This is a genomic window from Pantoea sp. PSNIH1 (genome assembly GCF_007680655.1).
Classification (GTDB): Bacteria; Pseudomonadota; Gammaproteobacteria; order Enterobacterales; family Enterobacteriaceae; genus Pantoea; species Pantoea eucrina.
The window spans coordinates 133,138-148,624 of sequence record NZ_VEIP01000008.1; the positions used below are offsets into that span (position 1 = coordinate 133,138).

Here is a 15,487-nt window from a genome sequence, read left to right on the forward strand (position 1 = left end):
ATTTCAGTTTCGCAGTGAACAGGATGCCTATCGTCTATGACAGACAAAACAACCCAGGAGTCAGCCGCCGATTCAAAGCCGCTGATCGATATCCACACCGGTAACAAAACCGTGGATGGCTCAATTCGTCGCGTGTCGCGCTTCGCCACGTGGTTTCAGTCTATTCCGGCCGTCGCGCACTTTATCCGGGCGCTGGATCGCTTTAATGACCGGCTGGGCAGCCAGTTTGGCGCGGCGATCACCTACTTCTCCTTTTTATCGCTGATCCCGATTCTGATGGTGTCGTTTGCCGCCGTGGGGTTTGTGCTGGCCTCTAATCAGGATCTGCTGTCAGAGCTGATTAACAAAATTGTCAGCAGCATCAGCGATCCTACGCTCGCCACCACGTTAAAAAATACCGTGAACACTGCGATTCAGCAGCGCGCTACCGTGGGTCTGACCGGTCTGCTGCTGGCTCTCTATTCCGGTATCAACTGGATGGGCAACCTGCGCGAAGCGGTCCGCGCGCAGTCGCGCGATGTCTGGGAGCGGACGCCGGATGATAAAGAGGTGTTCTGGAAGAAATATCTGCGCGATCTCTTCTCACTCCTGGGGCTGATGCTGGCGCTGGTGATCACCCTTTCGCTGACGTCCATTGCCGGTGCGGCTCAGGCAGCGATCGTCAGCGCGCTGGGGCTGGATGGCATCGACTGGCTGCGTCCGGTGATGACAATTATTGCCCTCTCCATCTCCGTGCTGGCGAACTATCTGCTGTTCCTGTGGATTTTCTGGATCCTGCCGCGCCATAAGCCGCGTAAAAGAGCGCTGCTGCGCGGCACGCTGCTGGCAGCTATCGGCTTTGAGGTGATTAAATTTGTTATGACGCTGACGCTGCCGAAGCTGGCGACCTCTCCTTCAGGCGCTGCCTTTGGTTCAGTACTCGGCCTGATGGCATTTTTCTACTTCTTTGCCCGCCTGACGCTGTTTTGCGCCGCGTGGATCGCCACGGCGAAATATAAAGGTGATACGGAGATGCCGCAGCCGCGCCAGCCCTCCTGACAACGGGCACAGGGCAACCACCTGAACAGTAAAACCTGTTTCCTGCTGGCGAATTTTAGCGCTCCCGCCAGCAGGAAACGCCAGCCAGTCACTTTTATTTAGCGGTTTAGCAGCGATTCACGCCAGAAAAACGTTTCCTGCCGCTGCCATTCGCCACCATTCCGCTTAACTCAGACATTATCCTCTTTTTCGCCGAAAATCGTCGTTTTGCGACGCTTTTTGCTCATTGAATGCCGCATACCAGGTGCGTAATATTTCTGGTTTACATTTACAATTAAGAAACATTTATGCAAGCCTCCATCACAGAAACACCTGACGCGCTGCACGACCAAGCGCCGGTCAATTCACGCGGTAAAGTTGTCGTAGCTTCTCTGGTCGGTACGGCTATCGAGTTCTTCGATTTCTATATTTACGCCACCGCAGCGGTTATCGTCTTTCCGCATATTTTCTTTCCTCAGGGGGACGCCACGGTTGCGACGCTGCAGTCGCTGGCAACCTTTGCCATCGCCTTTGTCGCGCGGCCAATCGGCTCAGCGGTGTTTGGCCACTTTGGCGACCGCGTTGGTCGTAAAGCGACGCTGGTCGCTTCACTGCTGACGATGGGCGTCTCAACGGTGCTGATCGGCCTGCTGCCTGGCTATGAAACCATTGGCGTTGCCGCGCCACTGCTGCTGGCGCTGGCGCGCTTCGGTCAGGGGCTGGGACTGGGCGGCGAATGGGGCGGTGCCGCGCTGCTGGCAACGGAGAATGCGCCGGCGAAAAAGCGCGCGCTGTATGGATCGTTCCCCCAGCTGGGCGCGCCGATTGGCTTTTTCTTTGCCAATGGTACGTTCCTGCTGCTCTCCTGGCTGCTGACCGACGAGCAGTTTATGCAGTGGGGCTGGCGCGTGCCGTTTATCCTTTCTGCAGTACTGGTGCTAATCGGCCTCTACGTGCGCGTCTCGCTGCATGAGAGTCCGGTTTTTGCCAAAGTGCAGAAGGAGCAGAAGCAGGTGCGTATGCCTATTGGCACGCTGCTGAGCAAACATATGACGGCGACCATACTCGGCACCTTTATCATGCTGGCGACCTACACGCTGTTCTATATCATGACCGTCTATTCGATGAGCTACGGCACCGCCCCGGCGCCGGTCGGACTGGGCTACTCGCGCAACAGTTTCCTGTGGATGCTGATGGTGGCGGTAATCGGATTTGGCGTGATGGTGCCCATTGCCGGTCTGCTGGCCGATCGTTTTGGTCGCCGCAGAACGATGATCACTATTACGCTGATGATTATCGCTTTTGCGCTGATGTTCCCGCTGCTGCTCGGCTCCGGCTCGCAGATTCTGGTGATGGGCTTTCTGCTGCTGGGCCTGAGCATTATGGGCCTGACGTTTGGCCCGATGGGTGCGCTGCTGCCGGAGCTGTTCCCGACCGAAGTGCGCTATACCGGTGCCTCTTTCTCTTATAATTTGTCATCCATTCTGGGAGCGTCCGTAGCACCCTATATCGCCACCTGGCTCAATGCAAACTATGGCCTGCAGGCAGTGGGTTTCTATCTTGCCGCCATGGCGGTGCTGACGCTGATTGCCCTGATCGCCTGTAAAGAGACGCGGCACCAGACGCTGTATGATGCGGCGTAAACGCGTATCCTGATGCAGCATAAAAACCCGGCCAGTCCGGGTTTTTTATTGCGTAATGCCGCGGGACGGTGCGGCGCGTGGTATATCGTACAGGGGCCGCATTTATGCGGCCCTTTGTACCAGGGCGCCATTAATGGCGCCCCTACAGGATATATCTCGTAGGGGCCGCATTTATGCGGCCCGTTGTGCCGGGACGGTGCGGCGTTGGGCGCCATTAATGGCGCCCCTACGGGAGGTGTGGCGCAATAAAAAACCCCGGCAGGCCGGGGTTTGATAAGGCTGAAAATTGTCGGTGGGAACTTAGCCAGCTACCGCGATACGTTTCATATCGGTCATGTAGCCACGCAGCTTGCGACCAACGGTTTCAATCGGATGCTGACGAATCGCTTCGTTAACGTCGCGCAGCTGTGCGTTATCAACCTGAGTGCCTTCTGTCGCTTTGCCCAGATCGCCCGGCTGCAGCGTGGTCATAAACTCCTCCAGCAGCGGTACAGCGGCGAATGAGAACAGGTAGTTGCCATACTCAGCGGTATCGGAGATCACCACGTTCATCTCATACAGGCGCTTACGTGCGATGGTGTTAGCAATCAGCGGCAGCTCATGCAGCGACTCATAGTATGCAGACTCTTCAATGATGCCGGCATCTACCATGGTTTCAAACGCCAGCTCAACGCCCGCTTTTACCATCGCGACCATCACCACGCCTTTGTCGTAGTACTCCTGCTCTTCGATTTTGCCCTCAAACTGTGGCGCATTTTCAAACGCCGTTTTACCGGTCTCTTCACGCCAGGTCAGCAGGTTTTTATCATCGTTCGCCCAGTCAGCCATCATACCGGAGGAGAATTCACCCGAGATGATATCATCCATATGCTTCTGGAACAGCGGAGCCATGATCGTTTTCAGCTGCTCAGAAAGCGCCCAGGCACGGATTTTTGCCGGATTAGACAGGCGATCCATCATCAGCGTAATACCGCCAAACTTCAGTGATTCAGTGATGGTTTCCCAGCCGAACTGGATCAGTTTTTCGGTATAGGCGACATCGTGCCCTTCAGCCACCAGCTTGTCGAAGCAGAGCAGCGAACCCGCCTGCAGCATACCGCACAGAATGGTCTGCTCACCCATCAGATCCGATTTTACTTCCGCTACAAAGGAGGATTCCAGCACGCCTGCGCGGTCACCGCCGGTAGCCGCAGCCCAGGCTTTCGCGATAGCCATGCCTTCGCCTTTCGGATCGTTTTCCGGGTGCACGGCGATAAGCGTCGGAACACCAAAACCGCGTTTATACTCTTCACGCACTTCTGTACCCGGGCACTTCGGTGCCACCATCACTACGGTGATGTCTTTGCGGATGGTTTCGCCCACTTCAACAATGTTAAAGCCGTGCGAGTAGCCCAGCGCAGCGCCATCTTTCATCAGGGGCTGAACCGCCTTCACAACAGAAGAGTGCTGTTTGTCTGGCGTCAGGTTAACCACCAGATCCGCCTGCGGGATCAGCTCTTCATAGGTACCGACTTTAAAACCGTTTTCTGTTGCTTTGCGGAACGAGGCGCGCTTCTCTGCAATCGCTTCTGCACGCAGCGCATAGGCTACATCCAGCCCGGAGTCGCGCATATTGAGCCCCTGGTTCAGGCCCTGTGCGCCGCAGCCCACGATCACTACTTTTTTACCTTTCAGGAAGCTGGCGCCATCGGCGAACTCATCGCGCGCCATAAAGCGACATTTGCCCAGCTGCGCTAACTGATTGCGCAGGTTTAATGTGTTGAAGTAGTTAGCCATGGGGTACTCCGCATCAATGTTGTGTTTGCATTATTGTCTGATAGCGGCGCCTGTTTCAGCGCTGCGAATGACCCCATCATATGACAGGAAATCCATTGCTTAAATTGATATATTAACAACGTTACGTTGCAATTTTTGCAATACGAAATGTCAGGAGATCCCGGATGGATTTACGCGATTTAAAACTCTTTCTTCATCTGGCAGAAAGCTGCCATTTTGGCCGTACGGCACGCGCCATGCACGTCAGCCCCTCTACGCTGTCGCGCCAGATCCAGCGGCTGGAAGAGGATGTCGGCCATGCGCTGTTTCTGCGTGATAACCGCACCGTGACGCTGACGGAAGCGGGTGAGCGGCTGCGCCAGTTTGCCCAGCAGACGCTGCTGCAGTATCAGCAGCTGCGTCACGTCATGGATCTCAACGGCCCCTCGCTAAGCGGTGAGCTGCGTCTGTTCTGCTCGGTGACTGCCGCTTACAGCCATCTGCCGCCGATTCTCGATCGCTTTCGCGCTGAACATCCGCAGGTGGAGATCAAGCTCACGACCGGCGACGCGGCGGACGCCATTGAGATGGTGCAGTCTGGCGAGGCGGATCTGGCCATCGCCGGCCGGCCGGAGTCGCTGCCCGCCAGCATCGGCTTTACACCGCTGGGGCTGATCCCGCTGGTGCTGATTGCACCGGCGCTGCCCTGCCCGGTACGCAGCCAGGCCACGCAGACGGAGCCCGACTGGTCGCAGATCCCGTTTATTATTCCGGATCAGGGACCGGCGCGGCGCGGCATCGATCTCTGGTTCCGGCGCTATCGTCTCGCTAATCCGCAGATCTACGCTACGGTGGCGGGCCATGAGGCGATTATCTCTATGGTGGCGCTGGGCTGCGGAATTGCGCTGGTGCCGGATGTGGTGCTGGAGAACAGCCCTGAGCCGGTGCGAAACCGGGTTATGACGCTGGAGAACGTGGAGTCAGTGGCGCCACTGCAGCTGGGCGTTTGCGTACAAAAAAAGCGGCTCGGGGAGCCGCTGATTCACGCGTTCTGGCACCTGCTCTGATTACTGGCCGGCGAGAAAGAAACGGAACGCCGGATTATTCGCCTCATCGTGCCACTCGTAACCCAGTGCCGTCAGGTGAGTTTCAAAATCGGGTTCTTTATCATTCACTTCAAATGCCGCCAGCACGCGACCAAAATCGGTGCCGTGGCTGCGGTAGTGGAACAGTGAGATATTCCAGTGCGCGCCCAGCGTCTGCAGAAACTTCAGCAGCGCGCCCGGCGCCTCCGGGAACTCAAAGCTGAACAGCCGCTCGCGCAGCGGTTTTGACGGACGCCCGCCGACCATATAACGCACATGCAGCTTGGCCATCTCATCATCAGAGAGATCCACCACCTGGTAGCCCCCTTCAGTAAGCTGACTGATGATCTCGCTGCGCTCTTCAAGGCCGCGCGTCAGACGCACGCCGACAAAGATGCAGGCGCTGTCCGCATCCGCATAGCGGTAGTTGAATTCCGTGACCGATCGGCCGCCCAGCGTCTGACAGAACGTCAGAAAGCTGCCCTGCTGTTCAGGAATGATCACCGCCAGCAGCGCTTCCCGCTGCTCTCCCAGCTCGCAGCGTTCGGAAACATAGCGCAGGCCGTGGAAGTTGACGTTGGCGCCCGACAGCACGTGTGCCAGGCGCTCGCCTTTGATGTCGTGCTGCTGGATATACTTTTTCATTCCCGCCAGCGCCAGCGCACCTGAGGGTTCCGCCACGGCCCGCACATCCTCAAACAGATCTTTCATCGCCGCACAGATGGCATCGCTGTCAACGGTGATGATGTCGTCGAGATACTCCTGGCAGAGCCGGAAAGTTTCGCTGCCGATACGTTTCACCGCCACGCCCTCGGCAAACAGCCCGACGCGCGGCAGATCCACCGGCTCGCCCGCCGTCAGCGCAGCTTTCAGGCAGGCGGAGTCTTCAGACTCCACCGCGATGACTTTGATCTGCGGCATCAGCTGTTTAATCAGCACCGCCACGCCGGCTGCCAGCCCGCCGCCGCCAACCGGAACAAATACGCGATCAAGATGCGCATCCTGCTGCAGCAGCTCCATCGCCAGCGTGCCCTGCCCGGCAATCACCGCCGGATGGTCAAACGGCGGCACAAAGGTGTACCCCTGCTGCTGCGCCAGCTCAATCGCTTTGGCTTTCGCCTCATCGAAATTTGCGCCAAACAGAAAGGCTTCGCCGCCAAACGCCCGCACCGCATCGACTTTGATATCCGCCGTGGTGACCGGCATGACAATCAGCGATTTAATTCCCAGCGTGCTGGCTGAGAGTGCAACCCCCTGCGCGTGGTTACCGGCAGAAGCGGTCACCACGCCGCGCGCTTTCTGCTCTTCGTTTAATCCGGCGATCATCGCATAGGCACCGCGCAGCTTGAAGCTGTGCACCGGCTGCCGATCTTCACGTTTCACCAGAACGGTGTTGCCGAGCCTTGATGAGAGTTTCTCCATCTTCTGCAGCGGCGTTACCTGCGCAATTTCATAAACCGGCGCACGCAGAATGGCACGCAGGTATTCCGCGCCGCCAGGCGACGCAGACAGGGGTTGAGACTCAGCCATACCATCAGCCTCCCAGCTTCGACTTGTCGCGCACTGCGCCTTTATCCGCGCTGGTCGCCAGTGAGGCGTAAGCACGCAGCGCAAAAGAGACCTGACGTTCGCGATTATGCGGCGTCCAGGCGGCTTCTCCGCGCGCAGCTTCTTCTTCACGACGGGCGTGCAGCTCATTATCCGGTACCGCCAGCTTAATGCCGCGATTCGGGATATCGATCTCAATCAGATCGCCATCTTTTACCAGCGCAATGGTGCCGCCGCTTGCCGCTTCCGGCGAGGCGTGGCCGATAGAGAGGCCGGATGTGCCGCCAGAGAAGCGCCCATCGGTGATCAGCGCGCAGCTTTTGCCAAGGCCCATCGACTTCAGATAGGTCGTCGGATAAAGCATCTCCTGCATGCCCGGCCCCCCTTTTGGCCCTTCGTAGCGAATGACGACGACATCACCGGCCACCACTTTACCGCCCAGGATCGCTTCAACGGCATCATCCTGGCTTTCATAGACTTTAGCCGGCCCTTTAAAGGTCAGGATCTCTTTATCGACGCCCGCCGTTTTAACGATACAGCCATCTTCTGCCAGGTTACCGTACAGAACCGCCAGGCCGCCATCCTGTGAGTAGGCGTGTTCGCGCGTACGGATACAGCCCTCAGCGCGATCGTCATCCAGCGTGTCCCAGCGACAGCTTTGCGAGAAAGCCTGCGTGGTGCGGATGCCCGCCGGACCGGCGCGGAACATATCTTTTACGGCCTGGTCCTGCGTCAGCATGATGTCGTACTGATCCAGCGTTTCACGCATCGTCTGCTGCAGAATATTGCGCGCGCTGGTGTCAATCAGGCCAGCCCGATCCAGCTCGCCAAGAATACCGATTACGCCGCCGGCGCGGTGCACATCTTCCATATGATATTTCGGAGTGCTGGGCGCCACTTTACACAGCTGCGGTACTTTACGTGACAGGCGGTCGATATCGGAGATATTGAAGTCGATCTCGCCCTCCTGCGCCGCCGCCAGCAGATGCAGTACGGTATTGGTGGAGCCGCCCATGGCGATATCCAGCGTCATGGCGTTCTCAAATGCTGCTTTGGTCGCGATATTACGCGGCAGCATATTGGCGTCATCCTGCTCGTAGTAGCGTTTGGTCAGGCTCACAATGCGTTTACCGGCATTGATGAACAGCGCTTTACGATCGGCGTGGGTGGCCAGCAGCGAGCCGTTGCCCGGCTGTGACAGGCCCAGCGCTTCTGTCAGGCAGTTCATGGAGTTAGCGGTAAACATTCCGGAGCAGGAGCCGCAGGTTGGGCAGGCTGAGCGCTCAATCTGCTCACTGTCGGCGTCGCTGACGTTGGGGTTCGCCCCCTGAATCATCGCATCTACCAGATCCAGCTTGATGATCTGGTCGGAGAGTTTGGTTTTCCCCGCTTCCATCGGGCCGCCGGAGACAAAGATCACCGGAATGTTGAGGCGCAGTGCCGCCATCAGCATGCCCGGGGTGATTTTGTCGCAGTTGGAGATACAGACCATCGCATCCGCGCAGTGGGCGTTGACCATATACTCTACGGAGTCGGCGATCAGCTCACGTGACGGAAGTGAATACAGCATGCCGCCATGTCCCATGGCGATACCATCATCTACCGCGATGGTGTTGAACTCTTTTGCCACACCGCCCGCTGCTTCAATCTGCTCTGCAACCAGCTTGCCGAGGTCGCGCAGGTGCACGTGCCCTGGTACAAACTGTGTGAATGAGTTCACTACCGCAATAATCGGCTTGCCGAAATCATCATCGGTCATTCCGGTGGCGCGCCACAGGGCACGGGCACCCGCCATATTACGGCCGTGGGTGGTGGTGGCTGAACGGTACTTAGGCATGCTCTATTTACTCCAGTCTGAAAAATGACGCGGGCGCTGCTGCCCCCGCGCTGATCTCTTGTTACGGATTAACCTGATCCAGCCAGCCATATTTATCTTCGGTTTCGCCGGTAAACAGGCCAAAGAACGCTTTCTGAATTCGGGTGGTCACCGGACCACGCTTGCCTTCGCCGACCTGAATGCCGTCAACGCTGCGCACCGGGGTGATTTCAGCAGCGGTGCCTGACATGAAGATCTCATCGGCCAGATAGAGCGACTCGCGTGACAGCACCTGCTCGCGCACTTCAATACCGAGATCGTGCGCCAGCTTGATAATTGCATCACGGGTGATGCCTGGCAGAGCGGAAGAGGTAAACGGCGGCGTAAACAGGATGCCATCTTTGACTTCAAACAGGTTTTCGCCTGCGCCTTCAGAGATGTAGCCCTGCGTATCCAGCGCGATCCCTTCCTGATAGCCGTGGCGGCGTGCTTCGCTGCCCACCAGCAGGGAGGAGAGATAGTTACCGCCCGCTTTGGCTGCGGTAGGCAGTGTGTTAGGCGCCACGCGATTCCACGAAGAGACCATGGCGTTGATACCCTGCTCCAGCGCTTCCGGACCGAGGTAGGCTCCCCACGGGAAAGCCGCAATAATCACGTCAGTGGTAAAACCGTCCGGCGGGTTAACGCCCAGGCCTACATCGCCGACAAACGCCAGCGGGCGGATATAGGCACTCTTCAGATTGTTAACGCGGATCACTTCGCGGCAGGCTTCCATCAGCTCATCGACGCTGGCTTTGATGGGAAAACGATAGATTTTTGCGGAGTCGTGCAGACGCTGCATATGTTCACGGTGACGGAACACTACCGGGCCTTTGTGCGAGTCGTAGCAGCGTACGCCTTCAAACACGGAAGTGCCGTAATGCAGTGCGTGAGACATAACGCTGACCTTGGCGTCTTCCCACTTAACCATCTCTCCGTTGAACCAAATAAAGTCTGCTTTCTTCGTACTCATCGTTATGTCCTTTGGCGACTAAGCGCGGATTTGTTGTGTTGTCTGCTGCTGGATCTCGACACAGGCGACATCCAAAAGTTTGCGTAACTGAGAAGACAGTAAATCGACTGAGCGCTGGCTGGCAACGGTCATTTCGATATTAATATTGTCTGCGTTGCTGGCGGAGCCCATATTCATCGCGCAGACCTGAAAGCCGCGGTGGCGAACAACGCGTAAAATGCGCTCCAGCACTTCCGGGCGAAAACGGGCTTCAATTGATAACTGATGCTGATTCATATGCTCTTCTCCATCATGTTTGCGTTGCTTGCACCCGGCGGGACCAGTGGCCAGACGTTTTCATGCTCATCAATCGAAACATGCAGGAAATAAGGTCCTTCGCTGTTCAGCAGAGCATCAATCGCGGCGTCAACTTCATCTTTACGGCTGATACGCTGGCCTGGAATATCAAACGCGCGGGCCAGCATCAGAAAATCGGGGTTATCGGTCAGGATGGTCTCGCTATAGCGGCCATCGAAAAACAGCTGCTGCCACTGGCGCACCATGCCCAGCCGCTGGTTATCCAGCAGCAGAATTTTTACCGGCAGCTGTTTGCGTTTAATCGTGCCCAGCTCCTGAATGTTCATCATGATGGAACCATCACCGGAGACGCAGATTACCGTATCATCAGGGCGGGCAATCTGCGCCCCCACGGCTGCCGGCAGACCAAATCCCATGGTGCCGAGACCGCTGGAGGTGATGAAATTTTCCGGCGCGCTGAACTGCATATGCTGCGCGGTCCACATCTGATGCTGACCCACATCGGTGGTCACAACCGTACTGTCCGGTTTGCGATCGGAAACCTGCTTCAGCAGCAGCGGTGCGTAAATAGCGTCACCGGGATGATCGTAGCGCCAGCTAAACTCCGCTTTCATCGCGCGGACTTCCTGACGCCATGCATCGATCTGCAGAGGCATACTCAGCGCGGGCAGTATCTGCCGGAGGTCGCCTGGCAGCGAAACATGAGCACGGCGCAGTTTGTTCAGCTCCGCCGGATCGATATCGATATGAATAACGCTGGCATGCGGGGCGAAGGTATCCAGCTTGCCGGTCACGCGGTCATCAAAGCGGGCGCCTACTGCAATCAGCAAATCGCACGACTGTACGGCAAGGTTTGCCGCTTTAGTGCCGTGCATGCCCAGCATCCCGAGATAAAGCTCGCTGCTGCTCTCTGCACAGCCAAGGCCTTTCAGGGTTGAGACGACCGGGATGCCGCTTTCTTTTGCCAGCGCACGCAGTGCCGGTACCGCCTGCGCCATACCCACGCCACCCCCTACATAGAGGATGGGTTTTGCCGCACGTGCCATTAAGGCGCGCGCGTCATCAATGTGCTGCGGCGAATGGGAAAGGGTCTCCTCAACCGGCAGCAGATGGGGCGTCAGTTCCGCGCTGGCAATCTGGATATCTTTTGGGATATCAACCAGTACCGGCCCCGGGCGTCCCGACTGCGCGATAGCAAAGGCTTCGGCCATCACTGAAGGCAGATCGTCAAGCGATTCAACCAGAAAACTGTGTTTGGTGCAGGCCAGCGACAGCCCAAGGACGTCAATCTCCTGAAAAGCGTCGGTTCCCATCACAGCGGATGAAACCTGTCCGGTGATGGCTACTACGGGAACAGAATCCATCATCGCATCCGCCAGGCCAGTGATCAGGTTAGTGGCTCCCGGACCAGAGGTTGCGATGCAGACGCCGGTTTTACCCGTAGCACGGGCATAGCCGATAGCCGCTATCACCGCGCCCTGCTCATGACGGCACAACAGATGTTCTACGCCGCCATCATATAGCGCATCGTACACGGGCATGATAGCGCCGCCAGGATAACCGAACACGGTATCAACGCCCTGCGCGCGTAATGCCTGAACTACCCATTGTGCACCTGTCATGGTTATTCTCCTGCAATCCTGTGAGAACAACAGAATTTTATGCTACTGCTCATAATCTGCTCCTCGTTAATCAGCTGATAGTTTGTCTGGTCAAAAAAAAACCCCCGGACCTTTCGGTGCGGGGGTTTTTGGGATTTCAGACTTGATTTTTAAGCCTTTCTTTCTCCAGACGCAGCCCCGCACGGTGGGTTAATAATCACCACCACGCTAATCACGACTAGGCTAATCACGGATAGAAGGGCTTTCATACGTTGTCTTTTTTTCACTTGTTCGAAGTAATGCCTACAGAGTTATCATAGTTACCGGGTCATTTACAATAATTTTCATCAGCCAATTTTTCGCGGTTCTGATGCAATCATCGTTATCACCTTGTAAAAACTAGGTTATTCAGATTTGTGATAAATATTCATCACGCCCGGCGCGTAATTGCATAATGCTTAGCGGAAGAGATCGCTCATTTTTGGCGAAAACAGTGAAACAATAGAGAAAAATATGGAATAAGGCGGGCAAAATGGCACAACCGGGATCGCAGATAGCGCGCTGAGGAGCAAGGATAGAGGCAACAAGGAGGGGTGATGTCTTTATCTAAAGTTCTGACCCGTGCGGCACTGGGAATCGAAGCGCCGCTGGTAACCGTCGAGGTTCATATCAGTAATGGATTGCCTGCGCTGACGCTGGTCGGCCTGCCTGAAACCACGGTTAAGGAGGCTCGCGAACGGGTACGCAGCGCTATTATTAATAGCGGATTCAGCTTTCCGGCCAAACGTATCACCATCAATCTGGCGCCTGCTGACCTGCCTAAGGAGGGTGGTCGCTACGATCTGCCGATTGCTATCGCGCTTCTCGCAGCCTCAGAACAGCTGCCAGGGGATAAACTTACGCGCTATGAGTTCCTGGGTGAGCTGGCGCTTAACGGCGCGCTCTGTGGCGTGCAGGCCGCAATTCCGGCCGCTATGGCAGCGCTCAGAGCCGGCCGCCAGATGATTGTTGCTGAACAGAATCAGCAGGATGTGGGATTAATCCAGCAGGGCGAAACGCTGACCGGCGTGCATCTTAGTGAAATATGCGCTTTTCTGCACAATCAGACCACGCTCAGAGTGGCGCAGACCGTTGCCGAAGAGGCCACGGACTCACCGCAGGATCTGCGTGACGTTATTGGTCAGCAGCAGGGACGACGCGCGCTGGAGATTGCAGCAGCAGGCGGACATAATCTGCTGCTGCTCGGACCACCCGGTACAGGCAAAACGATGCTGGCGACGCGTCTGCCGGGCATTATGCCACCGCTGGACGACGGTGAAGCGCTGGAGTGTGCGGCAATTGCCAGCCTGGTCAGCAATGGTGAACAGCGCGCTCAGTGGCGTAAGCGCCCTTTCAGGGCGCCTCATCACAGCGCCTCACTCTATGCGCTGGTTGGCGGAGGCTCTATACCCCGCCCGGGTGAAATATCACTGGCACACAATGGCGTACTGTTTCTGGATGAGTTACCGGAATTTGATCGCCGCGTCCTTGATGCGCTGCGTGAACCTATTGAATCAGGCGAAATTGCGCTCTCCCGTACGCGGGCTAAAGTGACTTATCCTGCGCGCTTTCAGCTGATAGGCGCAATGAACCCCAGCCCCACCGGGCATTACCAGGGCAATCACAACCGCTGTTCACCACAGCAGGTACTGCGTTATCTCAGCCGGTTGTCAGGGCCCTTTCTGGACCGCTTTGATTTATCGCTTGAGATCCCGCTGCTGCCAGGCGGAACCCTGAGTCAGCAGGCTGTCACCGGCGAGAGCACTGCACAGGTCAGGGAACGGGTGCTGGCAGCCAGAGCACGACAGCAGGCGCGCGCCGGCAAAATTAATGCCCATCTTACTAATGCGGAGATCGCACGCGACTGTGCGTTGTTACAGGCTGATGCAGAGTGGCTGGAAGGAATACTTAATACGCTGGGTTTGTCGGTGCGTGCATGGCAGCGCATCCTGAAAGTGGCCAGAACCATCACCGATCTTGCCGGGGAAACACAGATAGTACGGCCACATCTGCAGGAAGCGGTGAGCTACCGCAGTATCGATCGTTTAATGATTTATCTGCATAAGACGCTGGAATAAAAACGGGGCCGTTCATAGCCCCGTTTTATCAGTCATCACTGTCGCTGAAATCTTCAACCGTATCCATCTGCGGCTTGCCACCCGAGAGGGTGTGAAAGCGCTTAGGACGCTTGATGCGGGCGATATACTTAGACCAGACGCGCTCTGCTTCGGTCAGCGGCTCACGTTGTCCGCGGCACACTTCAAGAAACGACCGCTCTTCTTCTGTTACCGGTTCGCGTTTTGCCAGATCAAGCTCATTAAAAGCGTATCCGTGACGCTCCAGAAGCTGGGCTTCTTTAATGGTGAAATCACCGTGACGTGAAAATCCACGTGGATAATGTTTGTTATCGAAGAAACGATTTGTTGTTGCGAAGCTTTCCGCCATTTTACACGCTCCTGATTCTCATATGGCCGTGCTATTTATGGCGCGGAGTATTAGATAGGCTTGACAGAGTGTAAAACAAAACATTTAAATCAGTACGACAAACAAATTTTGGGAGAATAGTGTGGATACGGAATTACTGAAAACTTTTCTGGAGGTGAGCAGAACGCGTCATTTTGGACGTGCTGCGGAGGCGCTGTACCTTACGCAATCTGCTGTCAGTTTTCGCATCCGTCAATTGGAAAACCAGCTGGGCGTAAATCTCTTTACCCGCCATCGTAATAACATCCGCCTGACTTCAGCAGGTGAGCGGTTATTACCTTATGCGGAAAGCCTGATGAGTACCTGGCTGATGGCAAAGAAAGAGGTTTCGCATACGCAGCAGCATCATGAGCTCTCAATCGGTGCCAGCGCTTCCCTGTGGGAGGCTTATCTCACGCCCTGGCTTCAGACGCTCTATGAGAACCGTGAGAGCCTGCATATGGAAGCCCGTATTGCCCAGCGTCATCTGCTGGTTAAACAGCTGCATGAGCGGCAGCTTGATCTGCTAATCACCACGGAAGCGCCAAAAATGGATGAGCTGACCAGCCAGCAGATTGGTCATATTTCACTTGCTCTGTTCCGGGCGCGTAAAACGGAAAAACGCGAGAAGTATGATTATATCAAACTGGAATGGGGCGCAGATTTTCATCAGCATGAGAGCTATTTGTCGAGTGATGATGTTCCGGTGTTAACCACGACATCGGCACATGTAACGCGGGAACTGTTACACACTACCGGGGCCTGTGCTTTCTTACCCGATTCCTGGCAGGGGATATATAACGATATTGTGCCGATCCCCGATACACCGGTAGCGGTGCGCCCGCTATATGCCGTCTGGCTGCAGAATAGCGATCAGCAAACGCATATTCGTCAGCTGCTTAAATTTCCGGTTCTGACGCATTGAGATAGCAGATTGAGAAGGGTCTGAAGCTGTGAAAGCGGGCGCAGACTCTTTATTTTTTGAAAGGATACAAAAAGATCCTGAATTTCAGGCAAAAAAAATCCTTTGCCGAAGCAAAGGATTGTTTTCTGGCAGGGGCGGAGGGACTCGAACCCCCAACACCCGGTTTTGGAGACCGGTGCTCTACCAATTGAACTACGCCCCTAAATAGGGTGGCGGAACGGACGGGGCTCGAACCCGCGACCCCCTGCGTGACAGGCAGGTATTCTAACCAACTGAACTACCGCTC

Annotated in this window: 13 protein-coding genes and 1 tRNA gene; 5 read left to right on the plus strand and 9 right to left on the minus strand. The window is 56.2% G+C overall.

What is annotated here, in order from left to right:
- Positions 1 to 36 precede the first annotated feature (36 nt).
- Both yhjD and FS690_RS16325 read left to right on the plus strand, forming a co-directional pair.
- Positions 37 to 1,038 (plus strand): inner membrane protein YhjD, encoded by a 1,002-nt coding sequence (gene yhjD / locus FS690_RS16320; protein WP_104085987.1) that lies wholly within the window; start codon positions 37 to 39, stop codon positions 1,036 to 1,038.
- A 287-nt stretch (positions 1,039 to 1,325) separates the two neighbouring features.
- Positions 1,326 to 2,660, plus strand: coding sequence for an MFS transporter (locus FS690_RS16325; RefSeq protein WP_108570161.1), 1,335 nt, complete (start codon positions 1,326 to 1,328; stop codon positions 2,658 to 2,660).
- A gap of 300 nt (positions 2,661 to 2,960) precedes the next feature.
- Here the strand turns inward: FS690_RS16325 and ilvC are convergent, their stop codons facing one another.
- The gene (gene ilvC / locus FS690_RS16330; RefSeq protein ID WP_039381116.1) at positions 2,961 to 4,436 is read right to left on the minus strand and encodes a ketol-acid reductoisomerase; all 1,476 of its coding nucleotides are present in this window, start codon (positions 4,434 to 4,436) and stop codon (positions 2,961 to 2,963) included.
- Positions 4,437 to 4,600: 164 nt separating this feature from the next.
- On the opposite strand from ilvC, the gene ilvY reads away from it, so the two are divergent.
- Positions 4,601 to 5,482 (plus strand): HTH-type transcriptional activator IlvY, encoded by an 882-nt coding sequence (gene ilvY, locus FS690_RS16335; protein ID WP_039381119.1) that lies wholly within the window; start codon positions 4,601 to 4,603, stop codon positions 5,480 to 5,482.
- Here the strand turns inward: ilvY and ilvA are convergent, their stop codons facing one another.
- From ilvA to ilvL, 6 genes are all read right to left on the minus strand, one after another.
- Positions 5,483 to 7,030, minus strand: coding sequence for a threonine ammonia-lyase, biosynthetic (ilvA, locus tag FS690_RS16340; protein WP_145339912.1), 1,548 nt, complete (start codon positions 7,028 to 7,030; stop codon positions 5,483 to 5,485). It abuts the gene before it with no gap.
- A gap of 4 nt (positions 7,031 to 7,034) precedes the next feature.
- Positions 7,035 to 8,885 (minus strand): dihydroxy-acid dehydratase, encoded by a 1,851-nt coding sequence (gene ilvD, locus FS690_RS16345; protein WP_039381124.1) that lies wholly within the window; start codon positions 8,883 to 8,885, stop codon positions 7,035 to 7,037.
- A 61-nt stretch (positions 8,886 to 8,946) separates the two neighbouring features.
- Positions 8,947 to 9,876: a branched-chain amino acid transaminase gene (locus FS690_RS16350; RefSeq protein ID WP_039381127.1), complete on the minus strand. Its 930-nt coding sequence runs from the start codon at positions 9,874 to 9,876 to the stop codon at positions 8,947 to 8,949.
- 18 nt (positions 9,877 to 9,894) lie between these two features.
- The gene (ilvM, locus tag FS690_RS16355; protein WP_039381130.1) at positions 9,895 to 10,152 is read right to left on the minus strand and encodes an acetolactate synthase 2 small subunit; all 258 of its coding nucleotides are present in this window, start codon (positions 10,150 to 10,152) and stop codon (positions 9,895 to 9,897) included.
- Positions 10,149 to 11,795: an acetolactate synthase 2 catalytic subunit gene (ilvG, locus tag FS690_RS16360; protein ID WP_039381132.1), complete on the minus strand. Its 1,647-nt coding sequence runs from the start codon at positions 11,793 to 11,795 to the stop codon at positions 10,149 to 10,151. The genes ilvM and ilvG overlap by 4 nt, the downstream gene beginning before the upstream one ends.
- Positions 11,796 to 11,944: 149 nt before the next feature.
- A complete protein-coding gene (gene ilvL / locus FS690_RS16365; protein WP_071669254.1) occupies positions 11,945 to 12,043 on the minus strand; it encodes an ilv operon leader peptide in 99 nt (32 codons plus the stop codon).
- 327 nt (positions 12,044 to 12,370) lie between these two features.
- On the opposite strand from ilvL, the gene FS690_RS16370 reads away from it, so the two are divergent.
- Complete coding sequence (locus FS690_RS16370; RefSeq protein ID WP_071669253.1) at positions 12,371 to 13,891, plus strand: YifB family Mg chelatase-like AAA ATPase; 1,521 nt, start codon at positions 12,371 to 12,373, stop codon at positions 13,889 to 13,891.
- 28 nt (positions 13,892 to 13,919) lie between these two features.
- On the opposite strand, the gene FS690_RS16375 is transcribed toward FS690_RS16370, so the two are convergent.
- Entirely contained in the window at positions 13,920 to 14,258 is a 339-nt protein-coding gene (locus FS690_RS16375) for a DUF413 domain-containing protein (protein ID WP_039381138.1), read from the minus strand.
- Positions 14,259 to 14,379: 121 nt separating this feature from the next.
- Between FS690_RS16375 and hdfR the strand changes: the two genes are divergently transcribed.
- Complete coding sequence (gene hdfR, locus FS690_RS16380) at positions 14,380 to 15,201, plus strand: HTH-type transcriptional regulator HdfR (protein WP_039381140.1); 822 nt, start codon at positions 14,380 to 14,382, stop codon at positions 15,199 to 15,201.
- A 126-nt stretch (positions 15,202 to 15,327) separates the two neighbouring features.
- Here the strand turns inward: hdfR and FS690_RS16385 are convergent.
- Positions 15,328 to 15,403, minus strand: a tRNA-Trp gene (locus FS690_RS16385).
- Positions 15,404 to 15,487 lie beyond the last annotated feature (84 nt).

Coding starts and splice junctions, on each gene's coding strand:
- ilvA (WP_145339912.1), bottom strand. CDS start 7,030: ATGGCTGAGTCTCAACCCCTGTCTGCGTCGCCTGGCGGCGCGGAATAC.
- ilvD (WP_039381124.1), bottom strand. CDS start 8,885: ATGCCTAAGTACCGTTCAGCCACCACCACCCACGGCCGTAATATGGCG.
- FS690_RS16375 (WP_039381138.1), bottom strand. CDS start 14,258: ATGGCGGAAAGCTTCGCAACAACAAATCGTTTCTTCGATAACAAACAT.
- FS690_RS16325 (WP_108570161.1), top strand. CDS start 1,326: ATGCAAGCCTCCATCACAGAAACACCTGACGCGCTGCACGACCAAGCG.
- ilvG (WP_039381132.1), bottom strand. CDS start 11,795: ATGACAGGTGCACAATGGGTAGTTCAGGCATTACGCGCGCAGGGCGTT.
- ilvM (WP_039381130.1), bottom strand. CDS start 10,152: ATGAATCAGCATCAGTTATCAATTGAAGCCCGTTTTCGCCCGGAAGTG.
- ilvL (WP_071669254.1), bottom strand. CDS start 12,043: ATGAAAGCCCTTCTATCCGTGATTAGCCTAGTCGTGATTAGCGTGGTG.
- ilvY (WP_039381119.1), top strand. CDS start 4,601: ATGGATTTACGCGATTTAAAACTCTTTCTTCATCTGGCAGAAAGCTGC.
- ilvC (WP_039381116.1), bottom strand. CDS start 4,436: ATGGCTAACTACTTCAACACATTAAACCTGCGCAATCAGTTAGCGCAG.
- FS690_RS16370 (WP_071669253.1), top strand. CDS start 12,371: ATGTCTTTATCTAAAGTTCTGACCCGTGCGGCACTGGGAATCGAAGCG.
- FS690_RS16350 (WP_039381127.1), bottom strand. CDS start 9,876: ATGAGTACGAAGAAAGCAGACTTTATTTGGTTCAACGGAGAGATGGTT.
- yhjD (WP_104085987.1), top strand. CDS start 37: ATGACAGACAAAACAACCCAGGAGTCAGCCGCCGATTCAAAGCCGCTG.